The 20,462-nt window shown below is 54.7% G+C and carries 28 protein-coding genes and 1 pseudogene; 25 read left to right on the forward strand and 4 right to left on the reverse strand.

All coding sequences use genetic code 11. The features are described from left to right. Positions 1–86: 86 nt before the first annotated feature. Positions 87–824: a tRNA(1)(Val) (adenine(37)-N(6))-methyltransferase TrmN gene (trmN, locus tag RTU33_RS01970; protein WP_312625277.1), complete on the forward strand. Its 738-nt coding sequence runs from the start codon at positions 87–89 to the stop codon at positions 822–824. On the opposite strand, the gene nadB is transcribed toward trmN, so the two are convergent. Continuing rightward, positions 809–2,428: an L-aspartate oxidase gene (nadB, locus tag RTU33_RS01975; RefSeq protein WP_312624936.1), complete on the reverse strand. Its 1,620-nt coding sequence runs from the start codon at positions 2,426–2,428 to the stop codon at positions 809–811. The genes trmN and nadB overlap by 16 nt on opposite strands. Positions 2,429–2,787: 359 nt before the next feature. Between nadB and rseD the strand changes: the two genes are divergently transcribed. From rseD to RTU33_RS02015, 8 genes are all read left to right on the forward strand, one after another. After that, positions 2,788–2,856: a rpoE leader peptide RseD gene (rseD, locus tag RTU33_RS01980; protein ID WP_312625278.1), complete on the forward strand. Its 69-nt coding sequence runs from the start codon at positions 2,788–2,790 to the stop codon at positions 2,854–2,856. Continuing rightward, positions 2,853–3,428: an RNA polymerase sigma factor RpoE gene (rpoE, locus tag RTU33_RS01985; RefSeq protein ID WP_097163311.1), complete on the forward strand. Its 576-nt coding sequence runs from the start codon at positions 2,853–2,855 to the stop codon at positions 3,426–3,428. The genes rseD and rpoE overlap by 4 nt, the downstream gene beginning before the upstream one ends. A gap of 31 nt (positions 3,429–3,459) precedes the next feature. Continuing rightward, positions 3,460–4,116, forward strand: coding sequence for an anti-sigma-E factor RseA (rseA, locus tag RTU33_RS01990; protein ID WP_312624937.1), 657 nt, complete (start codon positions 3,460–3,462; stop codon positions 4,114–4,116). Continuing rightward, positions 4,116–5,069, forward strand: a complete 954-nt coding sequence (rseB, locus tag RTU33_RS01995; RefSeq protein ID WP_312624938.1) for a sigma-E factor regulatory protein RseB — start codon at positions 4,116–4,118, stop codon at positions 5,067–5,069. The genes rseA and rseB overlap by 1 nt, the downstream gene beginning before the upstream one ends. After that, positions 5,066–5,545 carry a SoxR-reducing system protein RseC gene (gene rseC, locus RTU33_RS02000; RefSeq protein WP_312624939.1) on the forward strand — a complete coding sequence of 160 codons (480 nt, stop codon included), beginning with the start codon at positions 5,066–5,068 and terminating at the stop codon, positions 5,543–5,545. The genes rseB and rseC overlap by 4 nt, the downstream gene beginning before the upstream one ends. A gap of 431 nt (positions 5,546–5,976) precedes the next feature. Beyond that, on the forward strand, positions 5,977–7,206 hold the full coding sequence (locus RTU33_RS02005) for a site-specific integrase (RefSeq protein ID WP_312624940.1): 1,230 nt from the start codon (positions 5,977–5,979) through the stop codon (positions 7,204–7,206). 116 nt (positions 7,207–7,322) lie between these two features. Further along, positions 7,323–7,469, forward strand: coding sequence for a hypothetical protein (locus RTU33_RS02010; protein WP_312624941.1), 147 nt, complete (start codon positions 7,323–7,325; stop codon positions 7,467–7,469). After that, positions 7,454–7,921 (forward strand): type II toxin-antitoxin system YafO family toxin, encoded by a 468-nt coding sequence (locus RTU33_RS02015; RefSeq protein WP_312624943.1) that lies wholly within the window; start codon positions 7,454–7,456, stop codon positions 7,919–7,921. Before RTU33_RS02010 ends, RTU33_RS02015 begins: the two co-directional genes overlap by 16 nt. 53 nt (positions 7,922–7,974) lie before the next feature. On the opposite strand, the gene xis is transcribed toward RTU33_RS02015, so the two are convergent. The 3 genes from xis to RTU33_RS02030 are packed head-to-tail and all read right to left on the reverse strand — an operon-like array spanning position 7,975 to position 11,122. After that, positions 7,975–8,256 carry an excisionase Xis gene (xis, locus tag RTU33_RS02020; protein WP_312625279.1) on the reverse strand — a complete coding sequence of 94 codons (282 nt, stop codon included), beginning with the start codon at positions 8,254–8,256 and terminating at the stop codon, positions 7,975–7,977. Between the two features lie 35 nt (positions 8,257–8,291). Further along, positions 8,292–8,531, reverse strand: a complete 240-nt coding sequence (locus RTU33_RS02025) for a DUF4060 family protein (RefSeq protein WP_312625280.1) — start codon at positions 8,529–8,531, stop codon at positions 8,292–8,294. Between the two features lie 2 nt (positions 8,532–8,533). Further along, a complete protein-coding gene (locus RTU33_RS02030; RefSeq protein WP_312625281.1) occupies positions 8,534–11,122 on the reverse strand; it encodes a Dam family site-specific DNA-(adenine-N6)-methyltransferase in 2,589 nt (862 codons plus the stop codon). Between RTU33_RS02030 and RTU33_RS02035 the strand changes: the two are divergent. The 16 genes and pseudogenes from RTU33_RS02035 to RTU33_RS02110 form a co-directional block, all read left to right on the forward strand. Then, positions 11,072–11,461 (forward strand): annotated as a pseudogene (locus RTU33_RS02035) (DnaB-like helicase C-terminal domain-containing protein); the annotation flags it as partial. The gene RTU33_RS02030 and the pseudogene RTU33_RS02035 sit on opposite strands and share 51 nt — an antisense overlap. Then, positions 11,461–11,964, forward strand: a complete 504-nt coding sequence (locus tag RTU33_RS02040) for a hypothetical protein (RefSeq protein WP_409438216.1) — start codon at positions 11,461–11,463, stop codon at positions 11,962–11,964. The pseudogene RTU33_RS02035 and the gene RTU33_RS02040, both read left to right, overlap by 1 nt. Further along, positions 11,961–12,656 (forward strand): hypothetical protein, encoded by a 696-nt coding sequence (locus RTU33_RS02045; RefSeq protein ID WP_312624944.1) that lies wholly within the window; start codon positions 11,961–11,963, stop codon positions 12,654–12,656. Before RTU33_RS02040 ends, RTU33_RS02045 begins: the two co-directional genes overlap by 4 nt. Next, a complete protein-coding gene (locus tag RTU33_RS02050) occupies positions 12,653–13,219 on the forward strand; it encodes an ead/Ea22-like family protein (RefSeq protein WP_312624945.1) in 567 nt (188 codons plus the stop codon). The genes RTU33_RS02045 and RTU33_RS02050 overlap by 4 nt, the downstream gene beginning before the upstream one ends. Beyond that, positions 13,219–13,971: a hypothetical protein gene (locus tag RTU33_RS02055; RefSeq protein WP_312624947.1), complete on the forward strand. Its 753-nt coding sequence runs from the start codon at positions 13,219–13,221 to the stop codon at positions 13,969–13,971. The genes RTU33_RS02050 and RTU33_RS02055 overlap by 1 nt, the downstream gene beginning before the upstream one ends. Before the next feature lie 14 nt (positions 13,972–13,985). Then, on the forward strand, positions 13,986–14,186 hold the full coding sequence (locus tag RTU33_RS02060; protein WP_312624948.1) for a hypothetical protein: 201 nt from the start codon (positions 13,986–13,988) through the stop codon (positions 14,184–14,186). Positions 14,187–14,230: 44 nt separating this feature from the next. Next, positions 14,231–14,527 (forward strand): hypothetical protein, encoded by a 297-nt coding sequence (locus RTU33_RS02065; protein ID WP_312624949.1) that lies wholly within the window; start codon positions 14,231–14,233, stop codon positions 14,525–14,527. Positions 14,528–14,536: 9 nt separating this feature from the next. Next, a complete protein-coding gene (locus tag RTU33_RS02070) occupies positions 14,537–15,067 on the forward strand; it encodes a hypothetical protein (RefSeq protein ID WP_312624950.1) in 531 nt (176 codons plus the stop codon). Between the two features lie 54 nt (positions 15,068–15,121). Further along, complete coding sequence (locus RTU33_RS02075; protein ID WP_312624952.1) at positions 15,122–16,192, forward strand: major capsid family protein; 1,071 nt, start codon at positions 15,122–15,124, stop codon at positions 16,190–16,192. Beyond that, entirely contained in the window at positions 16,177–16,401 is a 225-nt protein-coding gene (locus RTU33_RS02080) for a hypothetical protein (RefSeq protein ID WP_312624953.1), read from the forward strand. Before RTU33_RS02075 ends, RTU33_RS02080 begins: the two co-directional genes overlap by 16 nt. Continuing rightward, positions 16,401–16,703, forward strand: a complete 303-nt coding sequence (locus RTU33_RS02085) for a phage baseplate plug protein (RefSeq protein ID WP_312624955.1) — start codon at positions 16,401–16,403, stop codon at positions 16,701–16,703. Before RTU33_RS02080 ends, RTU33_RS02085 begins: the two co-directional genes overlap by 1 nt. Further along, complete coding sequence (locus tag RTU33_RS02090; protein ID WP_312624957.1) at positions 16,696–17,574, forward strand: baseplate hub protein; 879 nt, start codon at positions 16,696–16,698, stop codon at positions 17,572–17,574. The genes RTU33_RS02085 and RTU33_RS02090 overlap by 8 nt, the downstream gene beginning before the upstream one ends. Before the next feature lie 37 nt (positions 17,575–17,611). Next, positions 17,612–18,205 carry a Gp138 family membrane-puncturing spike protein gene (locus RTU33_RS02095; RefSeq protein WP_312624958.1) on the forward strand — a complete coding sequence of 198 codons (594 nt, stop codon included), beginning with the start codon at positions 17,612–17,614 and terminating at the stop codon, positions 18,203–18,205. After that, the gene (locus RTU33_RS02100) at positions 18,202–18,552 is read left to right on the forward strand and encodes a hypothetical protein (RefSeq protein ID WP_312624959.1); all 351 of its coding nucleotides are present in this window, start codon (positions 18,202–18,204) and stop codon (positions 18,550–18,552) included. The genes RTU33_RS02095 and RTU33_RS02100 overlap by 4 nt, the downstream gene beginning before the upstream one ends. Then, positions 18,539–19,756: a baseplate J/gp47 family protein gene (locus RTU33_RS02105; protein WP_312624960.1), complete on the forward strand. Its 1,218-nt coding sequence runs from the start codon at positions 18,539–18,541 to the stop codon at positions 19,754–19,756. The genes RTU33_RS02100 and RTU33_RS02105 overlap by 14 nt, the downstream gene beginning before the upstream one ends. Next, complete coding sequence (locus RTU33_RS02110) at positions 19,753–20,406, forward strand: DUF2612 domain-containing protein (RefSeq protein ID WP_312624961.1); 654 nt, start codon at positions 19,753–19,755, stop codon at positions 20,404–20,406. The genes RTU33_RS02105 and RTU33_RS02110 overlap by 4 nt, the downstream gene beginning before the upstream one ends. Positions 20,407–20,462 lie beyond the last annotated feature (56 nt).

Consider the following 20,462-nt stretch of genomic DNA (forward strand, 5'->3'; position numbering starts at 1 on the left):
ATCTTCATCTGTTTGTATGGCTATCTGTTCTCGGGTATTGTGCTCTCCCCGACGCCAGAGGGATTTTTCTGAGAAGGTTGTTGATGATGAGTCAGTCTCCATCCGTGCTTCGTCGCAACGGATTTACGTTTAAGCAGTTTTTTGTGGCCCACGATCGTTGTGCAATGAAAGTAGGGACGGACGGGATCCTGCTGGGTGCCTGGGCACCTATCGTGCGGGTAAAACGCGTCCTGGATATTGGTACCGGCAGCGGACTTCTGGCGCTGATGGTCGCGCAACGTACCGAGGGTTCAGTGGTCATTGACGCCGTCGAGCTGGATGCCGACGCAGCAGCTCAGGCGGCTGAAAACGTGGGTGAATCGCCATGGGCCAGCCGCATTCACATTCATACTGCGGATATTCAGCAGTGGCTGAACGAAGAAAATAGCCGGTATGATTTAATTATCAGCAACCCGCCCTATTACGAGCAAGGTGTGGATTGCGGTACGCCGCAGCGTGAGCAGGCGCGCTACACCTTATCCCTTGATCATGTGACCCTATTGAATTGTGCGGCCAGTGCCATTACGGAAGAGGGATTTTTCTGCGTGGTGTTGCCGGAGGGCATTGGCAACACCTTTACCGAACAGGCGCTGTCGATGGGCTGGCATTTACGTCTGCGAACTGATATTGCAGAAACGGATTTGCGCCCCCCGCATCGGGTGCTGCTGGCCTTTTCGCCACGGCCTGGAGAATGCTTCAGCGACAGGCTGGTGATTCGCGGGCCAGAGCAGCAGTATTCCGAAGGCTACACCGCGCTGACCCAGGCCTTCTATTTGTTCATGTGAACCAGCGGAGAGAGCACGGACGGCAGCGGGTTTTCCAGTAGCTCAGGATAGTCCAGCGTGTAGTGCAGGCCGCGGCTCTCTTTACGCATCATCGCGCAGCGGACAATCAGTTCAGCAACCTGAACGAGGTTGCGTAGCTCGAGCAGGTTGTTGGACACCCGGAAGCGGGAATAATATTCGTCCAGCTCCTGCTGTAGCAGCGTAATGCGGCGCAGTGCGCGCTCGAGGCGCTTCGTTGTCCGCACAATCCCGACGTAGTCCCACATAAAAAGCCGCAGCTCATGCCAGTTGTGCTGAATCACGACCAGCTCGTCCGGATTCTCAACCCGGCTTTCATCCCAGGCGGGCAGCGTTTTAACATCACGCGCATACGGCATGCGCTTTTTGATGTCTTCCGCCGCCGACCAGCCATACACCAGACACTCCAGCAGCGAGTTAGACGCCATACGATTCGCGCCATGCAGGCCGGTGTAGCTGACCTCGCCGATCGCATACAGCCCGTCGACGTCGGTGCGCCCAAAATCATCCACCATCACGCCGCCGCAGGTGTAATGTGCGGCCGGAACGATGGGAACAGGTTCTTTGGTGAGGTCAATCCCGAGGCCCAACAGCTTCTCGTGGATCATCGGGAAATGCTGGCGCACAAACGCTTCCGGCTTATGACTGATGTCGAGATACATACAGTCCACGCCCAGACGCTTCATCTCATGGTCGATGGCTCGGGCGACGATATCGCGCGGGGCGAGCTCGGCGCGTTCATCGAAATCGGGCATAAAGCGTGAGCCGTCAGGGCGTTTAAGCAATGCACCTTCGCCGCGAAGGGCCTCCGTCAGCAGGAAATTGCGCGCCTGAGGGTGATACAGCGCCGTTGGGTGGAACTGATTGAATTCCAGATTGGCGACCCGGCAGCCCGCACGCCAGGCCATCGCAATTCCGTCGCCTGAGGAGATGTCCGGGTTGGTGGTGTACTGATACACCTTCGAGGCGCCACCCGTTGCCAGAACAACGGATTTTGCCGCGCAGGTTTCAACAGTTTCTTTATTGCGATTCCAGATCCACGCTCCGACGACCCGGCGAGTGCCGGGCAGGCCGATTTTATCGGAGACGATCAGGTCCACTGCGTTGCTTCGTTCGAGTACGCGAATGTTAGGATGGCTTAAAGCTTTTCCGACGAGGGTCGTTTCGACTGCTTTCCCGGTGGCGTCTGCTGCGTGGAGAATACGTCGGTGGCTGTGTCCTCCTTCACGCGTCAGGTGGTAGCTGGCTTCGCCATTAGCCTGTACTTCGGTATCGAACAGCACGCCCTGATCGATGAGCCACTGTACGCACGAGCGGGCATTGCTGGCGACAAACGACACCGCGTGGCGATCGCACAATCCTGCCCCGGCAATGAGCGTATCTTCCACATGCGACTCAATGCTGTCCGTTTCGTCAAACACGGCGGCAATTCCGCCCTGAGCATAAAAGGTAGAGCCTTCGCTAATCGGGCCCTTGCTCAGCACAATCACCGAGCTGTGTTCAGCCAGACGTAACGCCAGGGATAAACCGGCAGCGCCACTGCCGACGATCAGCACATCACAGGAGAGATCAGGTGTCGTTGTCATGATTTGTGTTTAATTTACTAAACAATGTCTGGCGAATGTAGCACTGCACAGGGCGGTTTAGCACGCTATTTTTTCATGGTGGTTGTAATGGCTAAACATGCAGGGGAGGGCCGGTGGTTTGTCAATCAACGAAAATTATTGCGAAGCGGGTCGTTAGTCTCAGATTTTAGGATGAAAAAAACGTTTCGTTACGGTACTCTGCGAGTTAATTTCAGACGTTTATTGCGTGCCTGACACTTCATTTAGCGGTGATAGACTTATAATGAGTGATAATGAACTGTCTATTCGCGATCGATAAAAAGCAAAGGCGTAACGGAACTTTACGATAATAGCCCGCTCTAAGCTGTTGCTTGCTCATAGTGCAGTGTACGGAGTGGCGTTCTGATTACGCATGGGAATTAGGTTTGAGGAGACATTACCTCGGATGAGCGAGCAGTTAACGGATCAGGTCCTTGTCGAACGGGTCCAGAAGGGAGATCAGAAGGCCTTTAATTTGCTGGTGGTGCGCTATCAGCACAAAGTGGCGAGCCTGGTTTCCCGTTACGTACCGTCTGGCGACGTGCCTGACGTAGTACAAGAGTCTTTTATTAAGGCCTATCGTGCGCTGGATTCGTTCCGGGGAGATAGTGCTTTCTATACCTGGCTGTACCGTATCGCCGTGAACACGGCAAAAAACTACCTGGTTGCTCAGGGGCGACGCCCGCCGGCAAGTGATGTGGATGCAATTGAAGCAGAAAATTACGAAAGTGGCGGTGCGCTGAAAGAAATTTCGAACCCTGAGAACTTAATGTTGTCAGAAGAACTGAGACAAATAGTGTTCCGTACCATTGAGTCGCTCCCGGAAGATTTACGCATGGCAATCACGTTACGGGAGCTGGATGGTCTGAGCTATGAAGAGATAGCCGCTATCATGGATTGTCCGGTGGGTACGGTACGTTCGCGCATTTTCCGTGCACGAGAAGCTATTGATAATAAAGTTCAACCGCTTATCAGGCGTTGACGATAGCGGAATACTGGAAAAGGTATTAGGCATGCAGAAAGAAAAACTTTCCGCCTTAATGGATGGTGAAACGCTGGATTCGGAGCTGCTCAACGAGCTGACCCGTTCTGCTGAAATGCAAAAAACCTGGGAGAGCTACCATCTCATCCGCGACACAATGCGCGGTGAGACAGCACAGACTCTCAACTTTGATATTTCAGCCCGCGTGATGGCTGCCATTGAGAATGAACCTGTTCGCCTGGCGACGCCGCTCATTCCTGAAGCCCAACCCGCACCGCACCAGTGGCAAAATATGCCGTTCTGGAAGAAGGTTCGCCCTTGGGCTAGCTCTCTGACGCAAATGGGTGTTGCTGCTTGCGTTTCCCTCGCGGTGATCGTCGGGGTTCAGCACTACAATGGTCAATCGGATGCGACTCAGCAACCTGAAACGCCAGTGTTCAATACGCTGCCGATGATGGGTAAAGCCAGCCCGGTTAGCCTGGGTGTTCCGGCTGATGCCAGCGCTCCTGTGGGTTCCGGCCAGCAACAGCAGGTGCAGGAGCAGCGTCGTCGTATTAATGCGATGCTGCAGGACTACGAATTACAGCGTCGTCTGCACTCCGAACAGTTGCAGTTTGAACAGGCACAGACTCAGCAAGCCGCTGTTCAGGTGCCAGGTTATCAAACGTTAGGAACGCAACAGCAGTAATGAAGCAATTTTGGTGTGCCATGTCACTTGTGGCTGGTAGCCTGTTCTTCTCCGCCAACGCCTCGGCTGATGTTTCGTCCGGGGCGTTGTTGCAGCAGATGAATCTGGCCAGCCAGTCTCTCAACTATGAGCTGTCGTTCGTCAGCATCAACAAGCAGGGCGTAGAATCGCTACGCTACCGCCACGCGCGTCTGAACAATCAGGCCCTGGCGCAGCTGCTGCAGATGGACGGCCCACGCCGGGAAGTGGTCCAGCGTGGGAATGAAATCAGCTATTTCGAGCCAGGCCTCGATCCCTTTACCCTGAACGGCGATTACATCGTCGATTCACTGCCTTCGTTGGTGTATACCGACTTTAAGCGCCTTGCACCCTACTATGATTTTATCTCCGTAGGCCGTACTCGCATTGCCGACAGGCTGTGTGAGGTGATCCGCGTTGTCGCCCGCGACGGCACCCGTTACAGCTATATTGTCTGGCTGGATTCAGAAACTAAGCTGCCGATGCGCGTCGACCTGCTGGACAGAGACGGCGAAACGCTCGAACAGTTCCGCGTCGTGGCGTTTAACGTCAGCCAGCAGGTGAGCAGTAATATGCAAACGCTCGCTAACGCCAACCTGCCACCGCTGTTGTCGGTGCCCGCCGGAGACAAAGTCAACTTTAACTGGTTGCCGGGCTGGCTTCCGCAAGGGTTTGTTGAGGTAGCCGGCAGCCGTCGATCGTTGCCGACGATCGAAACCCCGGTTGAATCACGCCTCTATTCCGACGGCCTGTTCAGTTTCTCAGTCAACGTGAACCGTGCCAATGCCAACAGCATTGAACAGGTGCTCCGCACCGGGCGTCGCACGGTCAGCACCTCCGTGCGCGACAACGCAGAAATTACCATCGTCGGTGAACTGCCGCCGCAAACGGCAAAGCGCGTAGCTGACAGCATTAAATTCAAGGCAGCACAATGATTAAAGAGTGGGTCACGGTAGTCTCCTGGGGCGATGGCTTCGCTCAGGTAAGCTGTGACGTAAAATCTTCCTGTAGCAGCTGCGCCTCGCGTGCCGGATGCGGAAGTCGCGTGCTCAATAAATTAGGGCCGCAGACGGAGCATACCATCACCGTGCCAAGCGCAGCGCCTCTGGTTGTTGGCCAGAAAGTGGAGCTTGGCATTAGCGAGGGTAGCCTGCTGACGTCAGCCATGCTGGTCTACATGACGCCGTTACTGGGATTGTTTGTTATGGCTGCGGTATTCCAACTGCTGTTCAGCAGCGATCTTGCCGCGTTTGCTGGTGGCATTCTCGGTGGCGTGGGCGGTTTTCTGGTTGCCCGTGGACTCTCCCCAAAACTCGCCTCCCGCGAAGCCTGGCAGCCGGTGATTATCAGCGTCGGCCTCCCGCCGGATCTGCTGCGAGTAGACGCATCCTCTTCTGAATTGAGCCAGTAATTACGCTGGCTTTTATCTTTATTTACATCTCCAACAGGATCTCCTCCACGCTAACCGCTAAGCTTGCCGGAAGAGCATTTCCTGGCGACGGAGATGTAGTGTAGAATGCGGCGTTTTCGAACGATAAAACGTCAGGCGCAGACCCGCGGCCTCCAGGAATTCGTAAGGCATAATTAACTCTAACTATGAAGAATATACGTAACTTTTCGATCATCGCTCACATCGATAATTGACACCTCGTCACCCTCCGCAAACCTCCGACAAAATCCCCTGAAGATCCCTACCAAATAAGCTCTCACGAAAACAATACTGGTTGCATGTACAGTCAACCTACGACATCATAAGTCATGGTTTTTGTGTCCACCAGTGCGTCCATATCCTATGATGGACACGGAACCTCTCGTTCTGATGGACACACGCAGGGATAAATCATGGCTATTTCAGATAGTTATCTAAAGTCGTGCCTAGGGCGCGAACGCGACAAAGTTGAAGAGAAAGCAGACCGGGATGGACTGTGGGTGCGCATTTCCAAAAAGGGCGCCGTTACCTTTTTCTACCGATTTCGCTTCCTGGGTAAGCAGGACAAAATGACGATCGGCAGCTACCCGGAGTTTGGGCTCAAGGCTGCGCGAGACGAAGTGACGAAGTGGGCCGCGATTCTCGCCCGTGGCGAAAACCCGCGCGTCAGGCAAAGCCTCGATAAAGCCAAAATTAACAGCCAGTACACATTCGAGGAACTGTTCCGCGAATGGCACTCCATGGTCTGCATTCAGAAAGAAACGGCCGGGCAGATCCTCCGCACGTTCGAACTACACGTTTTCCCTAAGCTCGGGAAGTACCCGGCGCATCAGCTGACGCTTCACAACTGGCTCACTGTTCTGGATCGGTTGGCGCAGGGGTACACCGAGATTACCCGGCGTGTAATCAGCAATGGCCGGCAGTGTTATTCCTGGGCGGTTAAACGCCAGCTGCTGGAGGTCAACCCACTGGCTGAGATGTCGGGCCGTGACTTTGGCATCCAGAAACAGATGGGCGAGCGAACGCTGGACCGGAAAGAGCTGGCGATTGTCTGGCGCGCGATAGAGGATTCCCGCCTTATCGAGCGTAACAAGATCCTCTATAAGTTGTCGCTGTTGTGGGCGTGCAGGGTCGGCGAACTCCGGCAGGCTGAAAGCGCGCATTTCGATTTTGAGGAAGGTGTCTGGACTGTGCCGTGGGAAAACCACAAGACAGGCAGGAAAAGCAAAAAGCCGATCATCCGTCCTATCATCCCCGAAATGGTCCCGATGCTCAGGCGGGCCATTGAGCTGGCGCCGGGCCGCTTCGTTTTCTCAAAATACGAAGACAAGCCGATGAGCGAAGGCTTCCACATGAGCATCAGCAGCAACCTGGTGAAGTTCATGCTGAAGGCCTATAAAGAGCAGGTTCCGCACTTCACCATTCATGATCTGCGCAGAACCGCGCGAACGAACTTCTCTGAACTGACAGAACCACACATTGCTGAGATGATGCTCGGCCACAAATTGCCTGGCGTGTGGGCGGTGTACGACAAGCACACTTATATCGAAGAGATGAGGGAGGCATACGGAAAATGGTGGGCCCGACTGATGAGCATCATCGAGCCCGATGTTCTGGAGTTCACGCCGCGTCAAATCGGTTAAACAAATCGCGTCATTTTAGGACATCCTAGGACATCTTAAGACACTATGATGTTGACCCAGTATAACTGCGGTTATAAACTGACTCTAAAATCACCAACGGTGATATGGAGGAAGGTATGACACAGAAACGCGAAGTAAGAACCAGTGACAAACAGCGCCAAACGGTGCGGCGTTCTGCTGAGTACAAAGCACGACTGAGTGCTGCTTCTGCCATGCTGGCCGAAAAAATGGAAGAGAAGCGTAACGCATGGGTTTCAAAATAAGCCGATCGCAAGCACTGACTGATGTCATTACTCAGTTTCCTGTTACTGAGCTTCCAATTGAAGAGTTTGAACAATATAAGCGGGAATGTATTGAATATGATGACATTCCCGCTCCTGCCATTCATATTCAGCTCGAACACCCTGCACACATAGAAACAATTGGCCGAGATAAGCTAATGGAGCGGCCGGTTGAAGCTCGCGCAGAAGAATTACATCATGTTCATATCTGGCAAGAAGGGTGCTGCTGGGAAGATGGTGATGGTCTATTGGTTCAATGGGCTTCGACGAGCGACAGCTATGTTGTTTATTCGTATTTCGTTGACAGAGATAATGATCATCATTTCTACGTCATTGATTACTGCAACGACAAGGCCCATGTATTAATTGAAGACCAGCGGCAGGTTGCCGAGTGGACCCGGCAGGCCAAAGAGTTCAGGATCCAGAACATTTAAACGCCCTTGCTCGGGGCGTTTTTTATTCGTGTGACTCCCGATCCCGTGTGCCACTATCTACTATCGTCTGTTGGGCGACAAAGGCGGCCTTTCTCATCACGAACAAGGTTCAAGTGGGACATGGGGAGGCGGGTTTTACGGCGCATCTCCTTTTTCTGCCACTCGATAACTTTACTCGCCAGCCACTTGTTAGAGCCTCCCATATAAGCGCAGTCAGGATCCGGAAACGGATTTTCGCTCTTTTTGCGTTTACGATAGCGATCAAGTGTTCTTGGCGTAATACCCAGCTGTGAGCAGATATCGCGAGTTTTCATCAGTTCAAGTTCGTTATTCATCATCTTCCTCGATGGCCTCGCGGGCCGTAATTGGTTCAGTGCGCCTGCGCCGGCAGGTTGCGAAGTTTACGAACGCCGATCATTGCGGTCGCGACATAGCTGGTGGCCCGGTTAACCACCTCGACAGTGACTTTTATCCCGTCGACAACGACGGTGTAATTGGTCCTGTGCTTTTGCCTGCCGTAATCACCGTATTTCGCGTGGTGCGATGCCAGCGCGGCTGCGCACGCCCGGCGACCAATAGGTGATTGCTTACTGCGATTAATCAGCTTCATCATCAATGCACTCCCAAAGTGGCTACGACATCACTCGCTGTTTCGCGGGTACTGCCTTTGCTGGATATAGCCCGGCGAGCACTGACGCGGTGCAGAGTGAAGCCGTGCTGTTCGTAAAGTTCAATTACTCGCGGTGCGGTAGAATTGCTGATTACCACTTTTGCCCCCCGCTGGTGGGCTGCCACACAGCTTTCCACAAGCTCTATCTGGCTATCCCATGAGAACCCACCAGCCGCGTAGTTAGTGAAACCAGCGGTGCCGGGAAGCGGTTCATAAGGCGGATCGCAGTAAACGACGTCACCATCACCTGCCAGCGCGAGCGTGCGCCTGAAGCCTGCATTCATGAATACGCATGCGCGAGCCTTCCGCTTAAATGCCTTGATCTCTTCTTCCGGGAAATATGGCGCTTTATATTTCCCAAAGCCGACGTTAAAAAAACCATCCAGGTTGTAACGGATCAGGCCGTTGAAGCAGTGCCGGTTGAGGTAAAGGAATGCTGCTGCGCGCTCGACCGCATCCAGCCGCTGCGCGTTGAATGCTTCACGAATTACCGTGTAGTTTTCGGCATCATTCAGATGTCTGAATGCCTTCATTGCCTCATAGATCACCGAATCGGGGACCACCGCCAGCATCTGATACAGGTTAATCAGGTCAGCGTTAACGTCAGCCAGCAGAAAGCATTCGTGCCTGTCTGAGTTAAGGAACACGGAGCCGCCACCCACGAAAGGCTCGACGAGGCGTTTACCTGCGGGGATCAGGCGATCCAGTTCCGGCAGCAGCGAATATTTGCCACCAGCCCATTTCAGGAACGGACGCTGCCAGTTGCGCGGTGTAGGTTTTTCGACTGGAAGCGCAGCGGCGATACGTTCGCCTATCCAGCGCATGACCGGTACTGCCATGCTGTTGCCGATCGCCTTGTAACGTGGACCGTCCGGACAATCAGCCGCGACTTTTCCGCGCCACGAAATCAGAGTGTGGTTATCGGGAAAACCCTGGAGTCGCTCGCATTCAACGGGCGTTAGGCGGCGAACCTGCATGCCAAACTGAACGACGTCAGCAGATGCACGCGAATCCTGCGTAAAGGCCACGTCTTCCTGATAGCCTTTACCTTGAGGGCCAGCAGCATCGTGGCGACCAATAGACGCGTGCTGGATGCAAATAGCGGGCGGCTGACCGCTGTTTGCATGGCTGGTATCGTGATTACCGGCTCTCAGCGTTGGTGACATATCCACGGTCGCATCAGCGCCATGGTCTTTGTAGCTGAAAGCTATTGCCGGGAAGCCTTGTCCTGGTTTACCTCCGCCAGTGGATAGAGGGCCTGCTATTTGCCCGTCGCCGCCCTGCAAACGAATCTCACCACGACTGTTCTCCGCGAAAGCAATGGCTGGGGCCAAATTGGTGCCTGATTGTGCTGAAGTCAGCGTAGGGGCTTTTTCTTCAGCCCAACCAATGCCACCGGCTTTACTGCCCTGACCGGGTTTAAACCCATAACACACGGCGTTTTCCTGACCATGATTACGTCCCAACGTATGAGCCAACTCGTGATTAGTGTCAGGATCTTGCGTGCCATGGACAGCGAAGGTCTCTGTGTCAAAGTCGATTCTCACACCGTGGGCGGTGCATGCGGTTGCTACGTCGATACTTCCGCCAGTATTGCCTCCGCCATACGACAAAACGTAGGTGTCCAAATCTTCTGCGGTGCTGTCGTTTTCTTTCGCCAACAATGTGCGGGAAATATCGGAATAAGCGTCTGATACAAGTCCAGATCCGCGCTGGCTGAAAATTTCCTGATTGCTGGCGCCAATACCACCAATATTGTTGGACTGGTTCAGGGTTGGGTGTGGATTTGCTGGATTGTCCCAGTGACTACCGCCATCAGAGCGTTTTCCAGCATAGCTGGCAATTTCCGGTTGCGTTTCTCGGCGCGGCGGAGTATCCCGGCGCACGCTGTTGAGCTCAAAAAGTACCGCTGTGGGATCGAAGTCTTTTCGAGAACTTGCGACAACGAACACACGGCGGCGGCGTTGGGCCACTCCGAAAAATTGAGCATCAAGCACGCGCCAGGCGATAATCCTTTGTGGTCCAGACACACAACCTGCGTGCGTCCATTTTCCCCCTGGTGGCTGCAACTCGCTGCTTTCTCCGGCAAGTCCTGCCAAAAAGCAACCAAAGGCGTTGTCTTTGCTGCTGAGGACGCCCGGGACGTTTTCCCAGACGATGATCGCTTCATCTTCTCCGCGCTCGCGGCGTTTGTCGTCGATTGCATTCGCTAATTCCACGTAAGAAAGGGTTAACTGTCCGCGCTCGTCGTCCAGACCATTGCGCAGGCCAGCAATACTGAAAGCCTGACACGGCGTGCCGCCCACCAGCACATCTGGTGCCGCAATATCACCAGTTCGCACCGCAGCGGCGATTTTTGTCATGTCGCCGAGGTTCGCCACCTGCGGCCAGTGATGAGCCAGGACAGCAGACGGAAACGCTTCAATCTCAGCAAACCATGCTGGTTGCCATCCCTGCGACTCCCATGCGACGCTGGCGGCTTCAACCGCAACGACCTGGCCTACGGGATTATCACGAAGGGGCTGAAGAATCTGGCGAAGGAACTGAACTGCATCGTGGTGTTGCTTACCCAGCTGAACCGCGATCTGGAGAAGCGTACCAACAAACGTCCGATGCCGAGCGATTCCCGCGATACCGGGCAGATCGAGCAGGATTGCGATTACTGGATCGGCATTTACCGCGAAGGCGCTTACGACGAGAACGCGAACCAGAGCGAAACCGAGTTACTTCTGCGGCTTAACCGGCATGGCCCGACAGGCGTTGTTTATTGCGATCAGCGCAACGGTGCGATTTACGACTGCGACCAGGCGGCTGCTGAGCAGAAGCGCCGCGCAAATGATGCTAGACCAAACAAAAAGAGGGATTTCTGATGAGCAAAACCAAAGAGCTCGTGGTTGCCGGTCATGCACTGGTTAAAGAACTGCATTGCGCTGAGTCTGCCGCGCTGGTGCGCGAACTGGCTATGCAGCTGGATGTACAGTGCGCACGGGCAGATGCGCTGGCGGTGGAGAATGTGGGGCTGAATAAGTTCATCGATGACGAATGTTACGTTTACGGCCCTCACTACGTTGAACCTGTTGACGCCGCAACTGAGAAACCAGAAACCCCGGCCACCGACCGCTTCGTTGCAGAGATGAAAGCTCAGTACCGCGCAGAAGGCATTAACTATGCCGCTGGTCGCTGCGCTGCTGCGTTCAATCACGGTTTCATCGACAAACCGATGAAAGAAGTTGGTGACGTTGTGCGCATGATTCTGGACACAAAGGCTGAGTTGGCAGATTCACCGGAGCCTGCAGATGATGGTCTGTCTGGTGATTATGCGGAAAAGTCGCTGAAAGATTGGGAAGAGCAGCTGCGGGAGGTGGGCCAGTGAAAGAGCGCGGAATGATTTTTAACGCTGAAATGGTCCGGGCTTTGCTAGACGGGCGGAAAACACAGACGCGGCGGCCGATGAAATCTGACTGTATGGATATAGGCGAGAGGGATGATGGTTCCCGTTGGCCGTGGCGTGAGCACAACGATGGCGGCGATTACTGGTATCCATGTCCGTTTGGTGAAGTAGGCGATCGCATCTGGGTGCGCGAAACGTGGTCTGTTGTGAGCCACTCATTTAATGACGGTGGCCTGATGATTGATTACGTCCCAGATCGCCCGGCAAAGGCAGTGCATGAGCAGCCATTCGGCAATGGTTATTACTCAGGACATGCTATCTACGCTACTGACGGTGACTTTACATGGGGAGATGATGACGGTTGTGTTGATGGTCGGTCATGTTGGAAACCATCCATCCACATGCCGCGCTGGGCCAGCCGTATCACGCTGGAAATCACCGACGTGCGGGTGGAAAGGCTGAACAGTATCAGCCAGGAAGATGCACAGGCTGAAGGCATGGAGTTGACCGGATGGCGGCCAACATACTCTGACCCGGACAGCGGCGGGGAAGTCTGGACTCCATATGACAACTTTGCGCAGCTGTGGGAATCAATCTACGGCGAGGAAGGTTGGAAGGACAACCCATGGGTTTGGGTTATCGAATTCAAACGCGTGAAAGGAGCAACAGCATGACTTCACAACTGACGCCAGAACAGATTGCAGAGCTGCGGGAATTGGCTCAGGCCGCATGGGGTAAGTGGCAGGCTTACAAGCCGCATAAAGGCGCTCGCGGGTATGAAGTTAAAAACGGCGTTGAAGCAGTTGCACAGCACGCGCTGAAGCGAGACGCCGAGTTTATTGCAGCCGCTGACCCTGTAACCATTCTGGTGCTGATGGATGCGCTGGAGGCCAGAGATAAGCGCATTGCTGAGCAGAGAATGCTGCTGAAAGGCGCTGACGCTATCCAGACAGATTACGCCGAAGCGCTCGAATGCCAGGACGATAACGACTCTGTTCTCGCGGCTATCGTCGCACTGAAGAAACGCGCCGAATCAGCAGAGCAGGCGCTGCTGCTGGAGAAGCAGAAAGGGGCAGGAAAGATATTGCCGATTGCACTGCCACCCTCAAAATTCTGCCCGGCGGAATACGCTGGTAGCGTGCTGTGGAATGAAACGGAGATATGGAACAAAGCGATTGAGGCCTGTTCAGACGCTCTTCGCGCGGCTGGCATCAGCCTACAGAAGGGAGATGAGTGATGATCCACTTCCACGGTGGGCCAATCACTCCTGACACATGCGCACTGAAAGCGTGGAAAGGACGACACGCATTCATCTCGTTCGCAAACCCCGGGCAACTCAACCTGGCCTCGGAAGTCACCCAGTCTTTTGCGCTTGATAACGGAGCGTTCAGCTTCTGGACAAAACAGCGTGTTGTTAACTGGGCAGAGTATTACGATTTTGTCGCCCGCTGGAGTAATCATCCGCGTTTTGCATTTGCGGTTATTCCTGACGTCATCGGCGGCACCAGTGAAGAGAACGACGCGCTGATAGATGAATGGCCACACGGGAAGTTTGTTGGCGCGCCGGTATGGCACATGAACGAACCGGATGAGCGCTTCATCAGGCTGTGCACTGAGTTCCCCCGCGTATGTATCGGCTCGATGGGTGAGTATGACGCAAAGCGGCCACGTCGCTGTGTGGCACGACTCAGAGACTTAATCCGGCATATTGTGGACGAGAACGGCTACCCGGTTTGCAAACTTCACGGCCTGCGCATGCTCAACGCTGACATCTTCCGGCACATTCCGTTGTCGTCAGCTGACAGCACAAACGTCGCCAGAAATATTGGCATCGATAAGGCATGGCAGAAATCGGCATACGCGCCGGCAAGCAAAGAAACCCGTGCTGCCGTTCTCGTTGAGCGTATCGAGTCGATAAACAGCGCCAGCGCACTCAACTATGACGCTGACCGGGACCGTTTTATGCCTCAACTGGCATTCGAAATTTAAGGGAGATGAGTGATATGGCTGACACAACTGCCGAATGGAGCCTGTCTTTAGATACGCAATGCCCGCAATGTAAGCACGCTTTTGATTTGCGCCATGAATTGGTAGACAGCGCCGCAAATGTCCAGGCATGCGAGACAGACACTGTGGCTACCCGTGATTATGAAACAGCATGCCCTGAGTGCGGCCATGAATTCACTGTTGATTTTATCTACTGAGGACTAACCATGACCAAAATTACCAGAGAACGCTTACCCGCCAGGTGAAAGCACAGGATACCGGTGCGCTGCTGAAAGAACTCGGCAAGCGTAATGAGCTGGCTGCGCGCCTCACGCCGTTTGTCGGTGCGTTTGCGTGCGATTCCATGGATACCGTAGCGGTCGCCAAATACGGGCTCAAAAAGCTGGGTATCAAAGATGTGGCTGCCGGGCATGAAGTCTCCGCCCTGAACGCTGCGCTGGCAGTGAAAGCCGCTCAGACATCAACCATCGTGGCATTTGGACAGGACGCAGCGCCGACCAAAGCCAATGCCGTCTCATCCGTAATTGACGATCTTTAAGGGGCAACCATGACCTTTCAAACTTCTGTGGCCGACGATATGGCCTGGGGCATTCCTGGCGAGCAGGCGCTGGCCGGTGATGTTCGTGCTGAGCCGGTACAGCTTAAAACGGTATTCAACGGGACGCCCGGTCAGCGCGCGCCATTTGGTGCGGTAGCGCTGACGCAGGCAGCAGGGGAAAACGGTGTCGTGTCGATTGGTGGCGATGGCGTTTTCATCGGGATCCTGTCCTCTCCGAAACAATGGGTGGCGTATTCCGCGCTGGGTGGCAACGCTCCTGGTATTGAAGCGGGTGCGCAGCTCGAAGCCACATCACAAACACCGGGCATGTGGATGGAACTGACCACCGCAGCGGCGGTAGGTGATGCCATTGCTTATAAAGCTGATGGTACGTTGGTTGCCGCGCCCGCCTCTACGGCTCCAGCCAGCTCAACGCTGATCCCCGGCTCTCGCGTTGTTCGTTACAACGTGAATACCGGCATTGCAATCGTTGCGCTTCAGCAACTCCCTGTCCCGGCTCCTGCTGCCGAAACGCCTTAATCGCTGGTGGGCTTCTGGTCCTCCTGCTGCTTATCTAATTGAGGGAACTCAAGAATGGCTCAAAAAATTTCAACGGTGCATAAGCGCCTCTCCCCGGCTGCTGCCGCATTGCTGAAAAGCAAGCTGCGGGGCATTGCGATGGACTCAGCTGATAATGTCCGCTCGCTTGCAAAAGTCGGGATCCATATCTCTGACTTTGCCGCACAGTCCTACGCGCAGGCGTATGGCATGGATGCAGCGGTAAGTATTCCAGGCCTGACCGTTAACGCATCTCAGGGTAACAGCCCGTACATGCAGTTTCTGCAAAGCTGGCTTCCTGGCCAGGTGCAGGTTATCACTGCGGCCCGCAAGGCTGATGAACTGATGGGTGTCGTAACTGCCGGTGCGTGGGAAGATGAGGAGGTTATCCAGGAAATTCTGGAACTGGTTGGCGTGGCCCAGCCTTACACCGACTATGGCAACATTCCGCTGTCGAGCTGGAACCTGACCTACGAAAAGCGCGGCGTTATCCGCTTCGAAGAAGGTATTCAGGTTGGTGAACTCGAAGGTCTGCGTTCTGGCCGTATTGGCGTTGATTCCTCCGCTACCAAACGTAATGCAGCATCGCTGGCACTGGAAATCTCCCGTAACCGCGTGGCGTTTTATGGCTACAACGGGGCAACGTCCTATCCTATCTACGGCTACCTGAACGATCCAAACCTCCCCGCATACATCACTGTGTCTGCAGGCGCGGCGGGGGCAACCTGGGATAAGAAGACCTACGCAGAAATTGTGCGTGATTTGCTTACCGGCCTGTCGGCACTTCGTACCAAGTCGAAAGAAGTTATTGACCCGACATCGACGCCGATCATCCTCTCGGTAGCCTCTGACAAGGTGGATTACCTTTCCACCCCGAACGACCTGGGCGAAACGCCGTATGACTGGCTGAAAGAGAACTATGCGAACGTGACGGTTAAATCAGCGATTGAGCTGAATGACGCCAACGGCGGTGCGGACGTGTTCTATCTCTATGCCGAAAGTGTTGGCGATTCCGGTACTGATGGCGGCGGCGTGATTGATCAGATTGTTCCTTCCCGCTTCCGGGCGTTGGGCGTGACCTCGGCGACACTGTGGCGGTCACGCTGACACTGAAAGAAGTTGTCTGGTTTACTGCGACGATCGAGACGATGCCAGCCAAAGAGGTGGCTGTTTCGTCCAAGTCGGCGAAGACCGGCGGCACAGCCAAACCTGATGCGGACACCGTGAAGCAGGGACAGAAAAGCACTTCGGACGCTACGGCGGCCACGCAGTCGAAATCAAGCTCGGTGCTGAAAGATATGGCGGGGTGGTTCTGATGAAGCAGATCCCATTGAAGGTTTATCCCCGGCAATCGCTGTCTGTGGTGCTGGAGGGCTCTCTCTACGAGCTCAGTTTGAAGGAGTGTAACGGCATCATGGCCGTGTCGGTCATTCGCGATGGCGAGACGATAATCAGCAACCGGCGCGCTGTCGCGGGCATGCCAATTATCCCTTCCCGCTATCTCAATGACGGTAATTTCTTTCTGCTGACGGATAACGACGAACTGCCTTACTACACCGGATTTGAGGGCTCAAACGTTCTGGTGTGGGTGACGAACGAGGAGATCGACAATGCTTGATGGTCGCGTCCTCGAAGTGGGCATTGAGGTTAACGGCGAGATGCAGTTCTACCGCGGTGCGGCAATAGCCGTGAAGATCAACAAATCGACCGACACAAAGCAGAACTCCTGCAGCGTTGAAATCGATAATCTGCTGCTGGACACCATCGATTATCTCGTCACTGAAACTTCACCCTGGAACCCGAGCCAGAAGCCAAAGCTGATCTCAATTCGTGCTGGCCGGCAGGCGACCGGGGTAGAGAACATCTATAACGGCGACGTTGTGCAGGCTGACCCCAGCATGCCGCCAGATCGCAAACTGACGATGAAGGCCCTGACGCAGGACGGCGCAAAGTACAAATGGACGTCCCGGTCGTCGCCCAAGACCATCCAGCTGTCTGAACTGTGTAAGCACGTCGCCTCTGATTACGCCCTGGCGCTGCGCTTTGAGGCCAAAGACAAGACGGTTGCCAACTACGTTTACAACGGTTCCACGGCCCAGCAGATAAAGAAACTGGAACAGGTCGGTGACGTCGATTGCTTTATCGATGATGACTTCCTGGTGGTGAAGGATTACGGCAAAGGCATGAAGGGGGAAGTCAGGCTGATTTCCAAGGATACCGGCATGGTCGGAAACCCGGCACCAGACGACAAAGGCGTGAAGGTGCGCATGCTGTTTGACCCGTCGATTAAGCTGGGCCAGCAGATTGAAATCCGCTCAGACGTGAACAAATCGGTGAACGGCCAGTACGTCATTTACAACATGGCGATCAGCCTGGCTACTCACGAAAATGACTGGTACGCCGATCTGTCCTGCAATAACGACAACATCAAATCCATAACAGAGCAGCGGGAGGCGCAGAAGAAAGCAAATGCCAAATCCAGCACCTAGCCGCAGGCCCGGGCAGGATAATGACCTGTCAGGCGCAATGGATCTTGTTCTGCGCAAATTCTTGCTCGATGTTGACGATATGCTGCCGGCGCGCATTGTTTCCTACGACCGCACTCGCAACCGTGCGCAAATCGAAATCCTCTACCGCGTCACGATGACCGACGGCTCCATGAACCCTCTGACGGCCCCGGCGGAAGTTCCCGCGCTGGTAATGGGCGGCGGCGGCATGTGCCTGACGTTCCCGTTAAAGCCCGGGGACCTCGGCTGGATAAAAGCCAGTGACCGTGACATGTCACTATTCCTTCAGTCCTACGAAGCGGAGCCGGGCAATACAGCCCGGCTTCATTGTTTTGAGGACGGGGTATTTGTTCCTGACGTCATGAAGGATTTCGTTGTCTCGGATGGCGCAGCGGCGACGCTGCAAACCATGGACGGAACAACATCGGTTGCCGTGAAGCCTGGCAGTATCGTCCTGACGGCTGGCTCAACGGTGGTCTCCATCACCGACGCCGGCGTGCAGTCCAATAAGCCAATACAGGCACCGCAGTTTACCGATGGCACGCTGAAGCTTATCGGTCATGATCATTCGAATCCGGAGGGCGGGAACGTCGGACCTGCGAAGAATCCATGAAGACATTCGCCACTAATGGCAACTACGACATTTACCTCGGCCGCGATGGCAACCTGGCTATGGCCACTGATCTCGAGGCTGTAAAACAGACATGTGAACACGTGTCCCGCACCATCCTGGGCGAGCTGCCCTATGCGCAGTCGCGCGGAATACCGTTCAAGCAGCTGTCACTCGATGCGACTTCCAACACCAGTATCTATGACATGTACCTCCGCAAAGCACTGTTGACGGTGCCGGGCGTAACCGGTGTCGGGAGTGTCACATTCCAGCCTGACGGCGACAACCTGAAGTATTCCGCAGAAATCAAAACCATTTACGGAACGGAGAAGGTGAGTGGCAACTTATGAATATCTTTCCCCCCAGGGGATAATCGTTCCTGACACGTCAAAAATTCTCTCTGATACCGAGAGCGAATGGAAATCGACGTTTGGCGAGGATCTCGACGTCACTCCAGATACGCCACAGGGAACCGTCATCGCCAGCGATGTCGCTGTTCGATCGGAAGTGGCGGCCAATAACGCTGCTGTAGCGAACCAGATAAACCCGAACTATGCCGGCGGTGTGTTTCTTGACGATATCTGGGCGCTGACCGGTGGCAAGCGGCGGCAAGCAACTTACACGCTTGTTGATGGTGTGGCTCTTGCTGGAGTCCCGGGAATCGTCATTCCCTCCGGCTCCCGGCGTGCGACAGTTGCTGGTGATCTCTTTCAGTTGTTGACGACTGTCGTGCTGGATAATGCTGGCGGTGGTAAAGGAGATTTTCAGGCGCTGGAGTCTGGCCCTGTTGCATGCCCGGCGCACGCGCTGACGGAGCCAGTGGCGGGATATACCGCCGTAGGCTGGGAAACGTCGGATAATGCCATTGCCGGTACGCTGGGTGCGGAAGAGCAGACTGACTTATCGGCCAGAAAAGAGCGTCGGGAAACGCTGGCGCTTCAGGGGCGCTCAGTCTCCGAAGCAGTCTACTCAAACGTCCGGGCGGTAGAAGGCGTCAAGTCTCTCTCGTTTCGCGAGAATACCGACGCGCTGCCGCAGACCATCGATGATATTTATCTGGTCGGCCACTCCGTCTGGGTATGTGTCGACGGCGGTCTGGACCAGGACATTGCCAATGAGTTGTATTCGTCGAAGACGGGTGGCGCAGCCTGGAATGGCGCGCAAAGTGTCACTGTTACCGATCCGTGGTCAGGGCAGGAAAGCGCTGTGCTGTTCGACCGGCCAACGGCTGTGCCCGTAATGGCCCGCTTCACGGTGCTGGCGAAGGGAACAGGAACAGGAACAGGCGACCCGGCATCTATCATCAAAGACACGGTGATGCAGTATGCCGACGGCCTGCTGGAGAATGGCGAGGCGGGATTTGTGCTGGGCGAAGACGTGTCGCCGTTCGAGCTGGCTGCCGCGGCTAACACGGCATCACCACAAATCTTCATTAAGAGCGTGGAAATCTCCCTGAAGTCGGCCACCCCTACCTGGTCAAAGGATGATATTGCGATCGGCCTGAATGAGAAAGCCACCATTCAGGAGGACGACATCATTGTGGTGACGACATGAAAATCCAGCAATTTGATTTCAGCGTCGACCTTATGAAGGTCGTCAAATGGGAGTATGACCAGGTCCCAAACCTGATAAATCTCCTCAGCCTCAAACAGGAGTGGTACAGCAAAAATCAACAGGCGTTCTGGGAGGACTGGGAGCGGGATGTGTTCAATCTGCTCACCGCCAATGATTTCGGGCTTAACGTCTGGTCGATAATTCTCGACCTCCCGCTTTATTCCGTCTCCGGCGCCAGCCCCTCTGACTACCCGGCCTTCGGGTTTGCCAATTACGGCCTGAACTTCGGCATCAGCAACTTTGCCACAGATGCCGACACGGTGAACAGGCTGAGCGTGGAGCAGAAGAGAAAGCTGCTCAGGATGCGCTGGTGGCAGATCACCTCTGATGGTTCTATGCCATCGATAAATCATGCGCTCAGCGATGTGTTCGGCAGCGATGTTTACGCGCTCGACGGACACGACATGACGATCACCGTGGTCTATCAGAAAGTGCTGCCGGACTTGATGATGACACTCCTGCAAGAATTCGACCTGATCCCGCGCCCGTCAGGCGTGAAGATTAACCACCTGATTAAGCCTCGAGAATCCTTCGGGTTTGCTAACTACGGCCTGAACTTCGACCAACCAAAATCACAATTCGGGAATTAATATGACCTCTCTTATCCGAATCCCCTTTGCTGACTCAGGGGATAAAACAGCCGTGC

The sequence above is a fragment of the Scandinavium sp. genome, from assembly GCF_032012665.1.
In the GTDB taxonomy this organism is placed as follows: Bacteria; Pseudomonadota; Gammaproteobacteria; order Enterobacterales; family Enterobacteriaceae; genus Scandinavium.